This is a genomic window from Nitrospirales bacterium (assembly GCA_031315865.1).
In the GTDB taxonomy this organism is placed as follows: Bacteria; Nitrospirota; Nitrospiria; order Nitrospirales; family UBA8639; genus JAGQKC01.
Genome location: JALDRJ010000002.1, coordinates 2,895,620 through 2,910,446 on the forward strand (window position 1 = coordinate 2,895,620; position 14,827 = coordinate 2,910,446).

The following is a 14,827-nucleotide window of genomic DNA, read 5'->3' on the forward strand; positions in this document are numbered from 1 at the left end:
GGTCGGTCTGTTGTCGTGTCGTGATGTCAAGCTATAGGATCCTTCATACCGAATCTTCGATGGAGCTTGGAGGGCAAGAGATACGCATCCTTGAAGAAGCCCGCGGGATGATCAAACGAGGCCATGTGGTCGTGTTGGCGGCGCAACCGGGAAGCCAGATTCTGGCAAGAGCGTTCCAGTACGACATTCCGGTGGAATCGGTGGACATGTCCAGGGTCCGATGGGTCTGGCTGATCGTGACGTTCCTCAAACTTTTCCAAAAGCATCGGATCAATGTTGTCCATACCCATGGTTCCATCGATAGCTGGACGGCTTCTATTGCGGGTCGTCTGTCGTCATTGCGTCCGCTGGTTATTCGCGCCCGGCATAAATCAACGAGGATCGCGAAGACCTGGCGGCATCACGTGCTGTACCGGACTCTTCCTCATGCTGTGGTGACGACGGGGAACGCGGTGAAACAGATTGTGATGGCGCAGGCGCAGGTTCATGAGAGCCGGGTAAAGTCAATCCCCACGGGGGTCGATACTGAACAGTTTCATCCCGGGGTGTCTGGTGACCGGGTTCGGGCTGAGTTTTCTATCCCCCGAGATGTCTGTCTCATCGGAACGGTCGCCTTTTTCCGGTCGTATAAGGGACTGACCTTCTTTCTCGACGCGGCCAAATTGGTATTGTCGGCTAGGCCCGATGTGAAGTTTCTGATGGTGGGGGATGGACCGGAGTATCCGTTGCTTGTTCAACAACGGGACGCATTAGGCTTGCAGGAATCAATTATTCTGCCCGGATATAGAAATGACATCCCCCAATGCTTGGCGTGTATGGATGTCTTTGTTCTTTCGTCCGTTGAAGCGGAAGGCGTGCCGCAGAGCGTCACGCAGGCCATGGCCATGAACAGGGCCGTGATTGCCACCGATGTTGGAAGTGTTCGAGAAATTGTGCAACATGAAAAGACCGGTCTTCTGGTAGAGCCAAAGAATGCTGAAGCTTTGGCTCAGGCGATGGTCCGGCTCGTGATGAATCAAAGTTTGAGAGAGCGGTTGGGGCAGACGGCCAGACTGCACATCGAGGAATCCTACAGCTTGGCTCAGATGTTCACGCAGACCGAGATCTTGTATGCTGATATCGGGAGCCAACGGGACGTTGGAGGCAGGATAGCATACCGATGAAGGTTAGCGGGTTTACGTTCATTCGCAATGCGGTCAAGTATGATTTTCCGATCCTTGAGGCGATCCAGTCGGCGTTGCCGGTGGTCGATGAGTTTATCGTGAATGTGGGAAATTCCGAGGATGAAACGTTGGCGCTCATCCGTTCGCTGGATGATCCCAAGATTCAGATCATTGAGAGTGTCTGGGACGATACGCTAAAACGTGATGGGCGGGTGCTGGGCCTGCAACAGGATATCGCCTTGTCGCAGTGTTCTGGCGATTGGGCCTTTCTCGTTCAAGGCGATGAAGTGATTCACGAAGATGACCTTGCCGCTATTCGTGAGGCGATGAATCAGTATGCCGCCGATGAACGCGTGTTGGGGCTGGTGTTTCGAGTTATCCACTTTAAAGGGGATTATTGGTCAGTCGATCCTTGGATGTATCGAAAAGCCACGAGAGTGATCCGGACGAATCAGGGGATTTCTTCTTCTGCTGACGGGTGCGATTTTCGAACGAAACAGTCATCGCGCATGATTAAATCCGGCGAGAGCGGCCGGATCATTCCGGCTCGAGTGTTTCATTATGGATGGGTGAAACATGCTGAAATCTTTCGAGAAAAAAAACGGGAGATGGAGGGGTGGTGGCACGGTGAAACACGGTCGGTCCAGGAATTGGATGAGGCTGCGCGACTACAGGCCGCGTTCCCGAACTATGCAATCTTAAAAGACTATGCGGGGACCCATCCACGGGTCATGAGAGAACGAATTGACAAATCACGGAGGCTCAGGCCGCGGCGGAATCGATGGCTCAATTGGGAATTTTACCGTGAAGTCGTGAAGCATGGGTTTAAAGGATGATGGCCGGTGGACGCGCGACGCTGGGCGTGGTGGTTATCACGAAAGATGAGGCGAGCAACATCGCGGAATGTCTTGACACGGTAAAATGGGCAGACGAAATGATCGTCGTGGATGCGCAAAGTACCGATAAAACGGCTGACATTGCTCGCACCTACACCGAACTGGTCTATATCCGTCCCTGGCCGGGATTTGGGAGACAAAAGAATTTCGGGATCGATCAAGCTCGATCCGATTGGATTTTGATCCTTGACGCTGATGAACGCGTCGAACAGGCGTTAGCCGAGGAAATACTGGAAATGCTCTCCTCGCCTCCATCGGATGCTGCGGCGTTTCGGGTTCCGCGGCAGAATTATTTTTATGGCCAGTGGGTTCGATGGGGAGGAGCCTATCCCGATTATCAAATCCGGATTTTTAGGCGAGGACTCGCAACGTATAATGATATCGCGATCCATGAAAATTTGCTGGTTGAAGGGCAGGTCCAGACTTTCTCTTCGCCTTTAAAGCATTACACTGAAAGGCACATCACCGATCACTTTCGAAAGTTTAACCTGTACACCTCCCTTGCCGCCTCAGAGAAGCGTAAATCCTGTCACTCGGTCGCCTGGCATCATCTGATCTGTCACCCCTTCGTGATTTTTTTCAAGACTTATGTTCTGAAGCGTGGCTACCGTGACGGTACGCGCGGCGTAATTTTTGCGGTGTTTGCGAGTCTGTATACCTTCGTCAAATATGCCAAACTCTATGAGTCAATGCTTACGCCCCCCGAAGGGCGCAGGCGAGGTTCGAGGGAAAGCGATCGTCACGCGTAATGGTGGCATTGTAGATACGAATGAAAATCGTCATCGCGGCCTGGCATTTAATGAATATGAATGTTGGCTTAGGTCGGTACACGAAAAATTTGATTGCAGCCCTGGGACGAGTCGATCGGCGACATGACTATGAAATTCTGATGCCGGTCGAGACGACGGCGTTTTTTGCGTATGAAAATTTCCGTTACCGTTTTTGTCAGTTTCCGATCCTGAAACGGCGTTTTTGGGAACAGGTGGCGACGTGGCTCGTTGGCCCGTACGATCTGCTGCATTTCCCTTATGACTCCTGTGTCGTGAGGAAGCGGGGAAAGTTTGTCGTCACGATTCATGACGTGAAACCTTTGCTCTTTCCTCACTCCAGCAACCACATGAGCATGTCAAAACTCTTCAAACGAATGTTCATGCCTCGTCCCTTCGAAATTATCGACCATGTGATCACGGTCTCAAAAAGCTCTCAGGCTGATATTGTTCGGCGGCTTGAAGTTCCTCAAGAGCGCGTGACGGTCATTCCTCAAGGCGTGGAACATGACAAGTTTTCCCCGCGAACTGAATTTGTCAACCCTCACGGTCAACAGATTCCGTATGTCTTGTCCGTGGCGGGGGCTGATCCCACGAAGAATCTCGTTTCGCTCATCGATGCCTTTTCGCAGCTTCCCGATAACGTTCGTACGCGTCATCAGCTGCTGTTGATCGGAGATATCAAGCCGCAGGGCACTATACGGGATTTAGTCGACGAGAGAGGTCTGACGCGTCAGGTCGTCTTTACGGGAATCATCTCTGATGAAAAGCTCGTACGGTATTATCAAGATGCTTCGGTATTTGTCTTTCCATCTTTGTATGAAGGTTTTGGCCTTCCTGCGTTAGAGGCAATGGCTTGTGGATGTCCCGTGGTCTGTTCGAATACGTCTTCCTTGCCCGAAGTCGTCGGCGATGCGGCACTCATGGTGACCCCGACCGATGTGACCGCTTTGGAACAGTCGATTCGCCAGGTCTTAACCGACGAAAATCTTCGCCACCGCTTGCGTGAAGCAGGGATACGGCAAGCCGGAAAATTCTCCTGGGATCAAACGGCCAAGGAAACGGTCGCGCTATATGAGCGGGTCGTCTTCGGATGAGGAGAGGACTGGCGATCTGCTCGAACGTTCGACTTTTGAAGATGCATTGACGGAATGGGAACGGCAACGCCTCAACGGATTTTGGTCCTCGCGATTCGCGCCATCGGAGATGTGGTCCTCATTACGCCGATCATTCGAATCCTCAGGCAAGCGTTCCCTCGTGCCCTTCTGACTGTGCTGGCGAATGGCGCGAGTGCTCGTGTCTTGCAACATAATCCTCATATTGATCGAGTGGTCGAGATTGATCGGGAAACTGAGCGGCAACTTTCTTTCCCGGTAAGGCTTGGACATTGGAAACGGTTTTTTGCTCAGCTCCGGCAAGATCGGTTTGATACCGTCATTGATCTGTACAGCGGGCCGAGGAGTGCCCTGTGGGGGTGGCTATCCAATGCCCGAAACCGGTATGGAGAAGATACCCGTCATCGGTTGCGGGGTTTTCTCTATAACCACCGTGTTCCTGTCGATCGGGATGGCCGTCATCTCATCGAACAAAAATTGGATGTGGTTGTTCCCTTGGTCGGAGCGATAGATCGTTCCCTGGCCAGGTTGGAGGTCTACGTTTCCAACGAAGAAGTGCAGCGAGCGCGCCATACCCTGTCGGCATTGAACAGAAAGAATCCACGACTGGTTGGTTTGGTGCCAGGTGCTGGATCTCCATGGCGAGTCTGGCCTCATGAACGCTATGCAGAGCTTGGAAACATGCTCGTAAAACAATTTGGTGTCAACATTGTCTTATTGGGGGGAGAAGCCGATCGTTCGTTGTGTGAATCGATCAACATGAACCTGACAGAACCTTCCTTAGACTTATCCGGACAGACCAGCTTGCGCGAACTGGTTGCGGTGTTGGCTGAGCTCGATCTCGTGATTGCGAACGTGACAGGACCCATGCACATTGCCTCTGCCCTCGACAAACCAAGGGTCATCGGTTTGTATGGGGCAGCCGACACTGTGCAGTATGCGCCTTGGAGTCCTCGTGCAGTCATGATTACCAAGGGCAAGCCACAGGAAGCCTACTGGCAACACGTCGATTACGAGCGTGATTATCAGAGATTGTTGGAAATTACCGTCGCTGATGTGAGCAAAACGGTTTCGGATGTCATGAAGGAGTGGAACAGTACGGAATCCTAGATGCGCCAGTCTCAGATGGAGCGAATTCTTGTCATCAAACTTCGGTATATCGGCGATGTCTTATTCTCGACTCCTGTATTACGAAAATTGCGGGAACACTATCCGAAGTCCAGAATTACCTGCTTAGTGAATGCAGGAACTGAGGATGTGCTGCGGCACAACCCGGATGTTGATGAGGTGCTCGTTGTCGCTCGTGGTTCGGCGATGTCACAGGTTCGGTTTGGACTGAAGCTTCGACAGCGATGCTTTGATTGTGTGATTGATCTGACCGACGGGGATCGTTCTGCGCTTCTGTCTTGGGTTTCGGGAGCCAACGTTCGGGTAGGGTTTAATCGGGAAAACCGCTGGCGCGGCAGACTGTATACGGAGTGCGTCGAAATTCAAGATCAGCATCGGCATATGGTCGACCAACATCTGCAAACCTTATCGTCGATCGGGACTCCTTTAGGCGAGATTCCCAATCCCACTGTCTTTGTTGGAAAAGAAGATGAACGAAACGCAAGGGATTGGTTGAGTGAATCTGGATTGCTTGAACGGCGTTGGGTGATGATTCACCCTGCGGCACGCTACTGGTTCAAGGCGTGGCCATTGGAACGGTTTGCGGACCTCATCGACCGGCTGTCGGCGGATGGCTTCATGAGCGTTCTTGTGGGACAGGAGCAGGAAAAAGGAGAGAAGATCCAAGCGCTAGCGAATGCCAAGGTCCTCTCGTGTATCGGTCGAACGGACGTATTAGAACTAGCCGCACTTATGAAACATGCAGCTCTCTTTATCGGCAATGATACTGGTCTTATGCATATTGCCGCGGCCGTTGAGTGTCCGGTCATAGGTCTCTTTGGACCGACTGATCCGCAGACCTGGGGGCCAAGAGGCAAGCGCACAACCGTGATCTACAAGGGATTAGATTGCCGAGCCTGTTTTCATCCAGGCTGTTTTCGTGGTGAAGAAAGCTGCATGAAACAGATTTTTGTGGAGGAAGTTCATGCCAGTGCTCTTGAACTGCTTCAAAAGTAGTGAACTGTAATTGTAAGCATGACTCCTTTCTTTTCTCGCTCAGTCCTAGGGAAACGCCGAGAGCGGCGCATAGTGCATAGGTATGCCCACCAATTGTTCGAGCCAATCAGCAGTTTCGTCTTTGCTGAGAGGACAGCGGTTGAGCCTGGCCTCGATTTGAAACTGCCCCCTGCTCGCAACGACGCCAATAATCACCGCCGAATCAATGCCTGAGGGAAGAATAGAAGCTGTTTGGAATTCGCACAGGGTGGCATAGAGTCGTCCTGTATCTCCCAGTACCGACAGAAGTTCCGGTAACTCTTGCATTTGGCAATGGGCGGAACAGCGATATACCGACCGCTTGGGAGTCTCGAAGGAGTCAAAATTCAGAAGCTGGTCTTCCGTAAATCCGGTAAGATACGCGCGGACTGATGGCGGGGACCCTTGATACGTCGCCGCCAATTGGCTGGCGGGGACCAGAAATTCATAGACATCCGGGGAATTGAGCTCAATCTGGCAGGGGCCGAATGCGTCTGGCCAGGAACAAAACAATGGCGCATCCTCACGTGTGGAACGTACGGCGACTTGTTTACCGTCGATCACCGGGCTCAACGGGAGTTCGAGGGTGTGTATGGCCGACAAGAATGCGTTGCGACGTTCATCTGCCCATATGGGACGTTGGTGGTCTACCCACGTTTCACCGGGAGCCACGATTTCAGTGGTATGAACCCGTACACGGATAAAGGCGTGGGTGTGACGAAATCCAACCCAGAGCATGGCATTGGGCTTGAGGGTGACCATATGTTCGTGAATACGCCAGGGGTGACAGAGTGAGCAATAGGTGTTGACCGATCGGTATTGCTGCACGAGCGTGTGGTACTGGCCCGTGAGTAAAAAAAAGTCTCCTTTCCATCCATCCATGACATGAATGAGCGTCACATCTTCGAGGGGCCAGGCATCAAGGTGTGCAATTTCTCGAGGGCCATCAACTTCCCACTCTTCGATGTAACAAATCAGGTCTTTTTCAGGGTAAACCGTCGTGAGCCCGGCTTTGGCAAGCCGCTTGACCGTTTCATTCACTTCCGCGAAGGTGAAAGATGATGAGGTCTCCCAGCGGTGTTCACGCATGCGTGAGGTCTTTACCTGAATGGATATTGGCGGGAATTTCGGTTTGAAAAACGTGCGACAGTTCGGCAGATAGAAGAGACGCGAGCAAAGCTTAGAAGGCAGCGTCTTGAAGGAGAGCCCGCCCTACACGTAATTTATAAATCAAAAGAATAACTGGCGGAGAGGGCGGGATTTGAACCCGCGGTAGGTATTACCCTACGACGGTTTAGCAAACCGTTGGTTTCAGCCGAACTCACCCACCTCTCCGCTGCTATTTGAGTCGAATCAGGATGTTTTAGACGTTATCAGGGGAATTGTCAATCTGTTTAGTGCTGTTTAGTGATGAAGGTTGTATCGGATACAACGAGACGAAAATAAAAGGCTTCGACCTAGTTTCATGTTTTGAGATATTTGCTGAGTCCTGGTAGCGAGCGCGAGCCACTGCCAGGAACTACGCCTGTCCCTGTGGGCCATCGAACGGGGTCTTCTCCCCCTCTGTATTGATAGAATTCACCATACTTTCCATCAAGGCCGCCAGTTTTTGGTATTGTGGATGATCTGGGGTCAATGGATTTCCATTTTCGTCTCGCATTAGGTCTTCCATGCCGGAAAGGATATCGCCCATTTCTGGAAAAGGGGAGTCAGGCTTATTTTTTTTGCCCATGATTACGTTCCTTTGCTGATGACGGATGGAGGATAATGAGTACCTAGGAATTTTTGTCTTGCTCAAGAATGCTGCGAATAATGGTTCTGAGATTTTCTTCCGTTAAGTTCGCGACTCTCATATTGCCATCGATAACGACGGTAGGGGTGTGCGTGACTTTGATTCGTTCCCCCCAGGCCTTCCCCTCTTCAAGCGTTCGAAATGGAGCGCCGCTCGCCAACCCTTCTTCAAAAGAGTCGACATCGAGGCTCAATTTCTGGAGTAGCAGGCGCCGAATAGTTTTATCGAAGACCTCAATTTTTTTCCCATGGATAGAGTCGAAGAGTTCTTTCTTCATCTCGGGGCCTTTCCCCATGCTGACCGCTTGCTCGTACATCTCAAAAGCCGTCGGGAGTTTACCCGGCATGACAGGAAATCCAATTAATCGCGCTTCTAACCGGTCACCAAATTCCTCTTTGAGCTTTGTGACCACGATACGTTCGAACATATGGCAATGCGGACAATAAAAATCCGCGAATTCATAGAGAATGACCTTGCCTTTTTCATGCTTGGATGGTTCATCCTCGAGAAGCTCGAATTCTCCTTCGGTCGCGGCTCCACTTGATGCCAGGGCCGGAATCGGGAAGAATAGTGCGAGCATCAAGGCGAGTATCGAGATTGTGGAATGCGCGGGTCGCTTTGCCATTCGTATTCCTTTCTGATGAGAAGCTCTTAGAATTCAAGTAATCTCTTCATCAGGCTACCATGACGAAGCCGAGGGTTCAACCTTGGCCATATATGGCGCAGATGAAGCTATGCTACGAATCCGCTGAGCCATGAGATGACAACCATACCCCGGCTCAGCCACGCATTCGACGAGCCATGTCTGTTGGTCGGTGGCGGCTCTCCTCAGCATCAGTGGGTTTGATTGTATGAGTGGGTGTGTTGAACAATGAAGCTATCAAAGGCCATATTTCGTTAGAACGACGTTGTGAGTCAGCAGCGTCGGGGCGGTTCAAAAAAGTTCGCCCAGCAAGGCCACAGGCATTTTGACGCGCGGAGCGTACTGGCATTACGTGAGCACGGCAAAATGGAGAGAACGCCGCTGGCGGCTTTTTTCAACTGCCCCTGAGTTATGATCGTGTCTGCTGGAACCGGGCTGAGGTTGGTTGAGTGAACGAACAGACCTGTCATGGTTTGCCAATTATGTCGTATAGCAGGTTAGTGTAGACAGCAGCTTGGGAAAGGTATTTTTTATCATGAATTGTTATGAAGGAGGGTTGACGGATGCTCGTGAAGAGTCTTGATGATTTTCAGGAATTCTCGCAAGAAAAAATGAAAAAACATAATGTGTTTCTGTCGCCGAGGTTTTTCTGTGATGTGTATTGTCTTGAACCATCACAGGAACAAAAAGGACATGTTCATGCCGACCAGGATAAAGTGTATGTGGTGATAGAAGGGGAGGGAACGTTTCAGGTCGGGCAAGAAAAGCAAGTGCTAAGCGAAGGACAGGCCACGATGGCGCCTGCCGGCGAGGAACATGGGCTGGTCAATCATACGGATCGACGGCTTCGAGTCCTGGTCTTTATGGCGCCAAACCCATCATAAAGGCGAGAGACCTGATGTGGAAGAGGTGAAAGGGAGGGAACGACCGTAATACCTCTTCAAAAAACTACGGCAGGGCCATATCGATGAAAACACGTCACGATTGTTTTGACAGACGATCGGGATTGAAGCAGCTGACACTGGGCATGGGTGAGGGCGCTGTGAAAGAGGCCCTCGCAACAATCTTTCAGGAAGTTCAACATGCCGGAGGGCGGGCGTTGTTCGTGGGAGGCTGTGTGCGGGATGCGCTGCTCGGTCTCGCCGCCAAAGATCTTGATATTGAAGTCTATGGCGTGTCCCCTGAATCCTTGAGGGCGCTGCTAGAGACGCATTTCAAGGTTGAGGTTGTCGGTGAGGCGTTTGGCGTCATGAAACTCCACGGCTTACCCGTCGATATTTCTCTTCCGAGACGGGAATCAAAAGCCGGACGGGGGCATAAGGCGTTCGATATTTTTTCCGACCCGTCGATGACTCCGGAACAGGCTGCGGTACGGAGGGATTTTACGATTAACGCCATCGCGTATGATCCTGTGACCGGAGATTTGATTGATCCGTTCCTGGGCGTTCAAGATCTTGAGGCTCGGACGCTGCGACATGTTGGTGGGCAGTTTTCAGAAGATCCACTCCGGGTGTTGAGGGGGCTTCAACTGGCGGGGAGGTTTTCGTTGGATGTTCATCCCGACACGATACGACTCAGTCGCCAACTTGTGGATGAATACGAAACCCTTCCGATCGAACGAATCTGGGCTGAGTGGTACAAGTGGGCAGGGCAGTCTAAGGAGCCGTCGCGGGGATTACGTTTTCTCGAACACTGTGGGTGGCGTGAGCGTTATCCTGAACTTGACGCGCTGACTGGCTGTCCACAAGATCCTCGCTTTCATCCGGAAGGCAATGTTTGGGAGCATACCCTATTGGTCGCTGACCAATCTGCCCGTATCGCTGAACGGGATCAGCTCAGTCTGGAAGATCGGGCAGTGTTGGTCTTTGCGGGTGTATGTCATGATCTTGGCAAGCCGGAAACCACCGAAATCTTACCCGATCGGATTCGCTCCCGTGGGCATAGTGGAAAGACCGAAACGTATGAACGATTCCTCCGGAGAATAGGGATGCCGCGTGCATTAGCCGATCGAGTGATCGCATTGTGTCACTATCATCTGACTCATATTGATTTTCAGGGTTCCACCCGGCATGTGCGCCGGGTGGCCGTCGCGCTTGGCGAAGCCGGAGAGTCATTGGATATGCTGGCGAGGCTTGTTGAAGCCGATCACAGCGGACGACCGCCATTGCCGCAGGAGATGCCTCAGAATATGCGAGCGATGTTGACCGTTGCGCAAGGGCTTTCCATTCAAAATCAAGCCCCCAAGCCGTTACTGATGGGGCGGCACCTGTTGGCGATGAAGGTTCCACCCGGTCCAATGATGGGGAAGCTATTGAGAGCGGCGTTTGATGCTCAGTTAGAAGGAGAATTCGAAACTCTTGATGGCGCTCGTGAGTGGATACAACAGTATGATGAATGGTCAAGCGAGGGCTGTTCCATGTAATAGCTCATACACTGAGTAGCCATTAGACGAGGCGCTTGGCCGTTTCCACGATGATCCTTGCGCTGATGCCGTATCGGTCAAGGAGTTCGGCTGGCTTCCCGCTGTGTGGAATCTCGCGAACCGCGAGCTTATGGAGGCGAATGCCCTCACCTGACAGGGCATTCAGAACGGCATCTCCCAATCCACCGTGGGCATAATGATCTTCAACCGTGAGGAATGTGTTTGACGTCGCACGAGCGCAGTCGAGGAGCGTGGCTCGGTCGATCGGGACGATACTGTAGAGATCAACGATACGTACTGGAATGCCGGCTGACGCCAATTCCTCATGGGCTTGCAGGGCTTCAAAGAGAGTCACGCCTGCCGTGACGATCGTGAGACGATCTTGATCGCTCTGACGAACGACCTTGGACCCGCCAATATGAAAAATATCATCGTTGGCGTAAAGAATCGGGGTTTTCGGTCGACCGGTCCTGATGTACACCATGCCTTCATGAGACGCTGCGGCCTGCACCAAGTGATAAGCGCAGACGGCATCCGATGGGTAGAGCACCGTCACGCCGGGTTGCGAAGACATCATGGCGATGTCCTCCAGTCCCATTTGCGAAGGACCGTCTTCTCCGATACTCACGCCGGCATGTGATCCCATTAATTTAATGTTGGCCTGGCTGATCGCCGACATGCGAATGAAATCGTAGGCACGAGTCAGAAAGCATGCAAAGGTCGCGGCAAACGGGATCTTGCCGCAAGCGGCCAAGCCAGCGGCCGCGCCGACCATATTTTGTTCGGCAATGAAATTTTCGAAGAAGCGAGCAGGAAACCGTTGTGCGAACTTGTCGGTAAATGTCGAGTTTTTCACATCCGCATCCAAGGCAACCACCCATGGATTGGCCTCCCCCAAATGGACGAGGGCCTCACCAAACGCCTCGCGCGTAGCAACGGGCTTCGCAGGGTCATAGGCCGGAGGAGCCACGGGCATGACATTGGGTGGAGCCGATTCGAATGAAACCGGAGCGGCGATGCTTGGGGATTGTCCTGGCTCTGAATTGAGCATGCCGGACAGCTCCTCAATCGCTTTGCTAGCGTCCTCTTGAGAGAGAGCTTTGCCATGCCAATTCATTTTATCTTCAGCAAACGAAATACCTTTCCCCTTCAGGGTTTTGGCCAACAGGACCGTTGGTTGATCGTGGGTGTTGGCGGCTTCTTGAAAGGCTTCGAATAGGGCGGTATGGTCATGGCCATCGACTGGAATCGTATGCCAGCCAAAGCTCTTCCAACGCGCCTGATAGGTATTCAGGTCATGTTCCAAAAGCGTGGGATCTGATTGTCCTAAACGATTGATGTCGATGATGGCGCATAAATTGTCGAGCTGCTTGTACCGAGCGATTTCAGCCGCTTCCCATACGGAGCCTTCGACCGACTCTCCATCTCCCATTAACACGTACACGCGGGCATGATTGTCATCAAGATATTTATGGTTCAACGCAATTCCCACTCCACCATTCAACCCCTGTCCCAGTGAGCCGGTCGCCAAATCGACAAAAGACAGTCGTGGCGTAGGATGGCCTTCCAGGTCAGAATGAAGCTTTCTGAGGTCTAGGAGATCACGCTCGTTCAAATATCCGGCTTCCGCCCATGCAGCGTAGAGAAGAGGAGCCGCATGCCCTTTGGATAAGATAAACCGATCGTTTCCCCGGTATTGCGGATTCGTGGGGTCGAACCGCATGATTCCGAAAAATAGCGTGGCCACAATGTCCGCGGCCGAACAGCAGCTGGTTGGATGTCCGCTTCCTGCCTCAGTTGTCTGCCGAATGGCATGGATACGAAGTTGAGCTGAAAAATGTTGCAGTGATTGAATGAGCTGACTAGAAGCCGTAGTTGACACGATGGACTCCGATGGTTCAGTGAAAGATTCGCAACCAAAGATACGCTACAGGGTTAGGGATCAAGTAAAGTAACAGACCCCTTTCAGGCAGTCAATTTCGGGATGTCCCAGGAAGATTTTTCGATTTTGACCGATTCTTCCCTCAACTCTCTTTTTCGCTCCGAGAATCCTGTACAATGTGAAAATTCTATGGCGTCCAATTAAGCAAAGGGGGAGTGTACATGCTCAAGAATCACGAGAAATTACAAAAGTCGTTTGACGGGCATCTTCCGGTTTTCAAGGTCCTTGCGATGGGTCGCTGTTGGCTGCTTCTCGGCACCGCGATATTTTTGACCAGTGTGGGTATGTTCGGGTGTGCTTCGAAACCTCATGAATCACCCCCACCCTCGAAACAGGAAATACGAAGCGACGCCGACCGCTTTTTTGAAAAATTAGAAAAAGAAAACATGAAGGGTCAAGACGACACGTCGCAGCGTTAAGGGTTTCTCGCATCACCGCAAAGCTGGGGCTGAGTCCTCGGCTGACTTTTCCTGTCTATTGCTTCGTTCCCTCTATCGAATAATCATCAAGAAACATGTCTGCCCGCTCCTTTCGTCATACCCCGTTATCTACTGAAAAGATGCCGCCAGGGATTTTTCACGTGATCGCGAATGAGGGCGCAGAGCGGTTCAGTTTTTACGGCATGCGTGCCATTCTGGTGGTATTTATGACGGAGATGTTGCGCAATCAACATGGCGATCTCGATGTGATGAGTGCGCCGGAAGCTCGCGCTCATTTTCATCTGTTTACGTCAGCGGTGTATTTTTTTCCGTTTTTAGGGGCCTTGCTGGCCGATGGCTTCTTGGGGAAATATCGCACCATTATCCCGCTGTCGCTCGTCTACTGCGCCGGCCATTTCGCGTTGGCTATCGATCAAACTCGGGTGGGGCTTCTTATCGGCCTCACTCTGATCGCGATCGGTTCCGGGGGGATTAAACCGTGTGTGTCTGCGGTCTTGGGCGATCAATTTGGAGAACGAAACCGGACTCTGCTTTCTAAGGCCTTTTCCTGGTTTTATTTTTCCATTAATTTTGGAGCATTTTTTTCGACACTTTTGACGCCCTGGTTATTACAGAACTATGGCCCTCATGTGGCGTTTGGTGTGCCAGGGGTCCTGATGCTTCTCGCGACCTTGGTGTTTTGGATGGGGCGGTATCACTACACGCACATTCCTCCCGATCCCGCAGCCTTTTTCTCGGAATTGAAAAGCCCGGCGGCCTGGCGCTCAATCCTGAAACTGTCGGGTATCTTTCTTTTTGTCGCGTTTTTCTGGTCTCTCTACGATCAAACCTCGTCTGCGTGGGTCTTGCAAGCGAAAGAAATGGACCGGCAATGGCTTGGGATAGAATGGCTGCCTTCTCAGATTCAAGCGGTCAATCCTATCTTGATCATGCTCTTTATTCCGGTTTTTACCTATGGAATTTACCCGTTGCTCGACCGGGTGTTTCCTCTCAATCCGTTGCGGAAGATATCGATTGGGTTTTTTGTGACGATGCTGGCTTTCTTGATTTCTGCCTCCATTGAGGCCCGAATTGAGGCGGGGCTTCATCCGAATATCGTATGGCAACTGCTCGCCTACGCTGTGATCACCGGCGCCGAAGTGATGGTCTCAATCACCTGTCTGGAGTTTTCCTATACCCAAGCCCCGCTCAAATTAAAGTCGGTCATCATGTCCCTGTTCCTGCTGTCTGTGTCGCTCGGTAACGCCTTTACCTCGCTGGTTAATTATTTTATCCAAAACCCTGATGGTACGACCCTGCTCAATGGGGCCAAGTACTATTATTTTTTCGCAGGCGTCATGTTGGTCGTGTCGGTCCTATTTATCTTTGTGGCCAGGGCATATCGAGAAGAAACGCACCTGCAGGGCAGTAAATGAAAACTTTCGTCCTGTGAATAATGTGTGAATAGTGTGGAAATTCTTGTCTGTCAAATGAAAAAACACTGTATAGCTGTATTTCTTGGGTAT

Annotated in this window: 14 protein-coding genes and 1 tRNA gene; 10 read left to right on the forward strand and 5 right to left on the reverse strand. The window is 51.7% G+C overall.

Translation table 11 applies throughout. The features are described 5' to 3' along the window. Positions 1-23: 23 nt before the first annotated feature. The 6 genes from MRJ96_13200 to rfaQ are packed head-to-tail and all read left to right on the forward strand — an operon-like array spanning position 24 to position 6,065. Complete coding sequence (locus MRJ96_13200; GenBank protein ID MDR4502401.1) at positions 24-1,163, forward strand: glycosyltransferase family 4 protein; 1,140 nt, start codon at positions 24-26, stop codon at positions 1,161-1,163. Further along, complete coding sequence (locus MRJ96_13205) at positions 1,160-1,999, forward strand: hypothetical protein (protein ID MDR4502402.1); 840 nt, start codon at positions 1,160-1,162, stop codon at positions 1,997-1,999. The genes MRJ96_13200 and MRJ96_13205 overlap by 4 nt, the downstream gene beginning before the upstream one ends. Continuing rightward, positions 1,996-2,808: a glycosyltransferase family 2 protein gene (locus tag MRJ96_13210; protein ID MDR4502403.1), complete on the forward strand. Its 813-nt coding sequence runs from the start codon at positions 1,996-1,998 to the stop codon at positions 2,806-2,808. The genes MRJ96_13205 and MRJ96_13210 overlap by 4 nt, the downstream gene beginning before the upstream one ends. A 20-nt stretch (positions 2,809-2,828) precedes the next feature. Then, the gene (locus MRJ96_13215) at positions 2,829-3,923 is read left to right on the forward strand and encodes a glycosyltransferase family 4 protein (protein MDR4502404.1); all 1,095 of its coding nucleotides are present in this window, start codon (positions 2,829-2,831) and stop codon (positions 3,921-3,923) included. 54 nt (positions 3,924-3,977) lie between these two features. Beyond that, positions 3,978-5,051 (forward strand): lipopolysaccharide heptosyltransferase II, encoded by a 1,074-nt coding sequence (waaF, locus tag MRJ96_13220; GenBank protein ID MDR4502405.1) that lies wholly within the window; start codon positions 3,978-3,980, stop codon positions 5,049-5,051. Next, complete coding sequence (gene rfaQ, locus MRJ96_13225; GenBank protein ID MDR4502406.1) at positions 5,052-6,065, forward strand: putative lipopolysaccharide heptosyltransferase III; 1,014 nt, start codon at positions 5,052-5,054, stop codon at positions 6,063-6,065. It abuts the gene before it with no gap. Between the two features lie 45 nt (positions 6,066-6,110). Here the strand turns inward: rfaQ and MRJ96_13230 are convergent, their stop codons facing one another. The 4 genes from MRJ96_13230 to MRJ96_13245 form a co-directional block, all read right to left on the reverse strand. Then, the gene (locus MRJ96_13230) at positions 6,111-7,172 is read right to left on the reverse strand and encodes a hypothetical protein (GenBank protein MDR4502407.1); all 1,062 of its coding nucleotides are present in this window, start codon (positions 7,170-7,172) and stop codon (positions 6,111-6,113) included. A 154-nt stretch (positions 7,173-7,326) separates the two neighbouring features. After that, positions 7,327-7,418, reverse strand: a tRNA-Ser gene (locus tag MRJ96_13235). A gap of 184 nt (positions 7,419-7,602) precedes the next feature. Next, positions 7,603-7,815, reverse strand: coding sequence for a hypothetical protein (locus MRJ96_13240; GenBank protein ID MDR4502408.1), 213 nt, complete (start codon positions 7,813-7,815; stop codon positions 7,603-7,605). A 43-nt stretch (positions 7,816-7,858) separates the two neighbouring features. After that, positions 7,859-8,500, reverse strand: a complete 642-nt coding sequence (locus MRJ96_13245; GenBank protein MDR4502409.1) for a DsbA family protein — start codon at positions 8,498-8,500, stop codon at positions 7,859-7,861. A gap of 581 nt (positions 8,501-9,081) precedes the next feature. Between MRJ96_13245 and MRJ96_13250 the strand changes: the two genes are divergently transcribed. Further along, positions 9,082-9,402 (forward strand): cupin domain-containing protein, encoded by a 321-nt coding sequence (locus tag MRJ96_13250; protein MDR4502410.1) that lies wholly within the window; start codon positions 9,082-9,084, stop codon positions 9,400-9,402. A gap of 83 nt (positions 9,403-9,485) precedes the next feature. Next, a complete protein-coding gene (locus tag MRJ96_13255) occupies positions 9,486-10,940 on the forward strand; it encodes an HD domain-containing protein (GenBank protein ID MDR4502411.1) in 1,455 nt (484 codons plus the stop codon). 22 nt (positions 10,941-10,962) lie between these two features. Here MRJ96_13255 and MRJ96_13260 read toward each other — a convergent pair whose 3' ends face one another. Next, positions 10,963-12,822, reverse strand: a complete 1,860-nt coding sequence (locus MRJ96_13260; protein MDR4502412.1) for a transketolase — start codon at positions 12,820-12,822, stop codon at positions 10,963-10,965. Between the two features lie 221 nt (positions 12,823-13,043). On the opposite strand from MRJ96_13260, the gene MRJ96_13265 reads away from it, so the two are divergent. Together MRJ96_13265 and MRJ96_13270 are read left to right on the forward strand one after the other, a co-directional pair. Continuing rightward, entirely contained in the window at positions 13,044-13,301 is a 258-nt protein-coding gene (locus tag MRJ96_13265; protein MDR4502413.1) for a hypothetical protein, read from the forward strand. A 95-nt stretch (positions 13,302-13,396) separates the two neighbouring features. Then, positions 13,397-14,737: a POT family MFS transporter gene (locus tag MRJ96_13270; GenBank protein MDR4502414.1), complete on the forward strand. Its 1,341-nt coding sequence runs from the start codon at positions 13,397-13,399 to the stop codon at positions 14,735-14,737. Positions 14,738-14,827 lie beyond the last annotated feature (90 nt).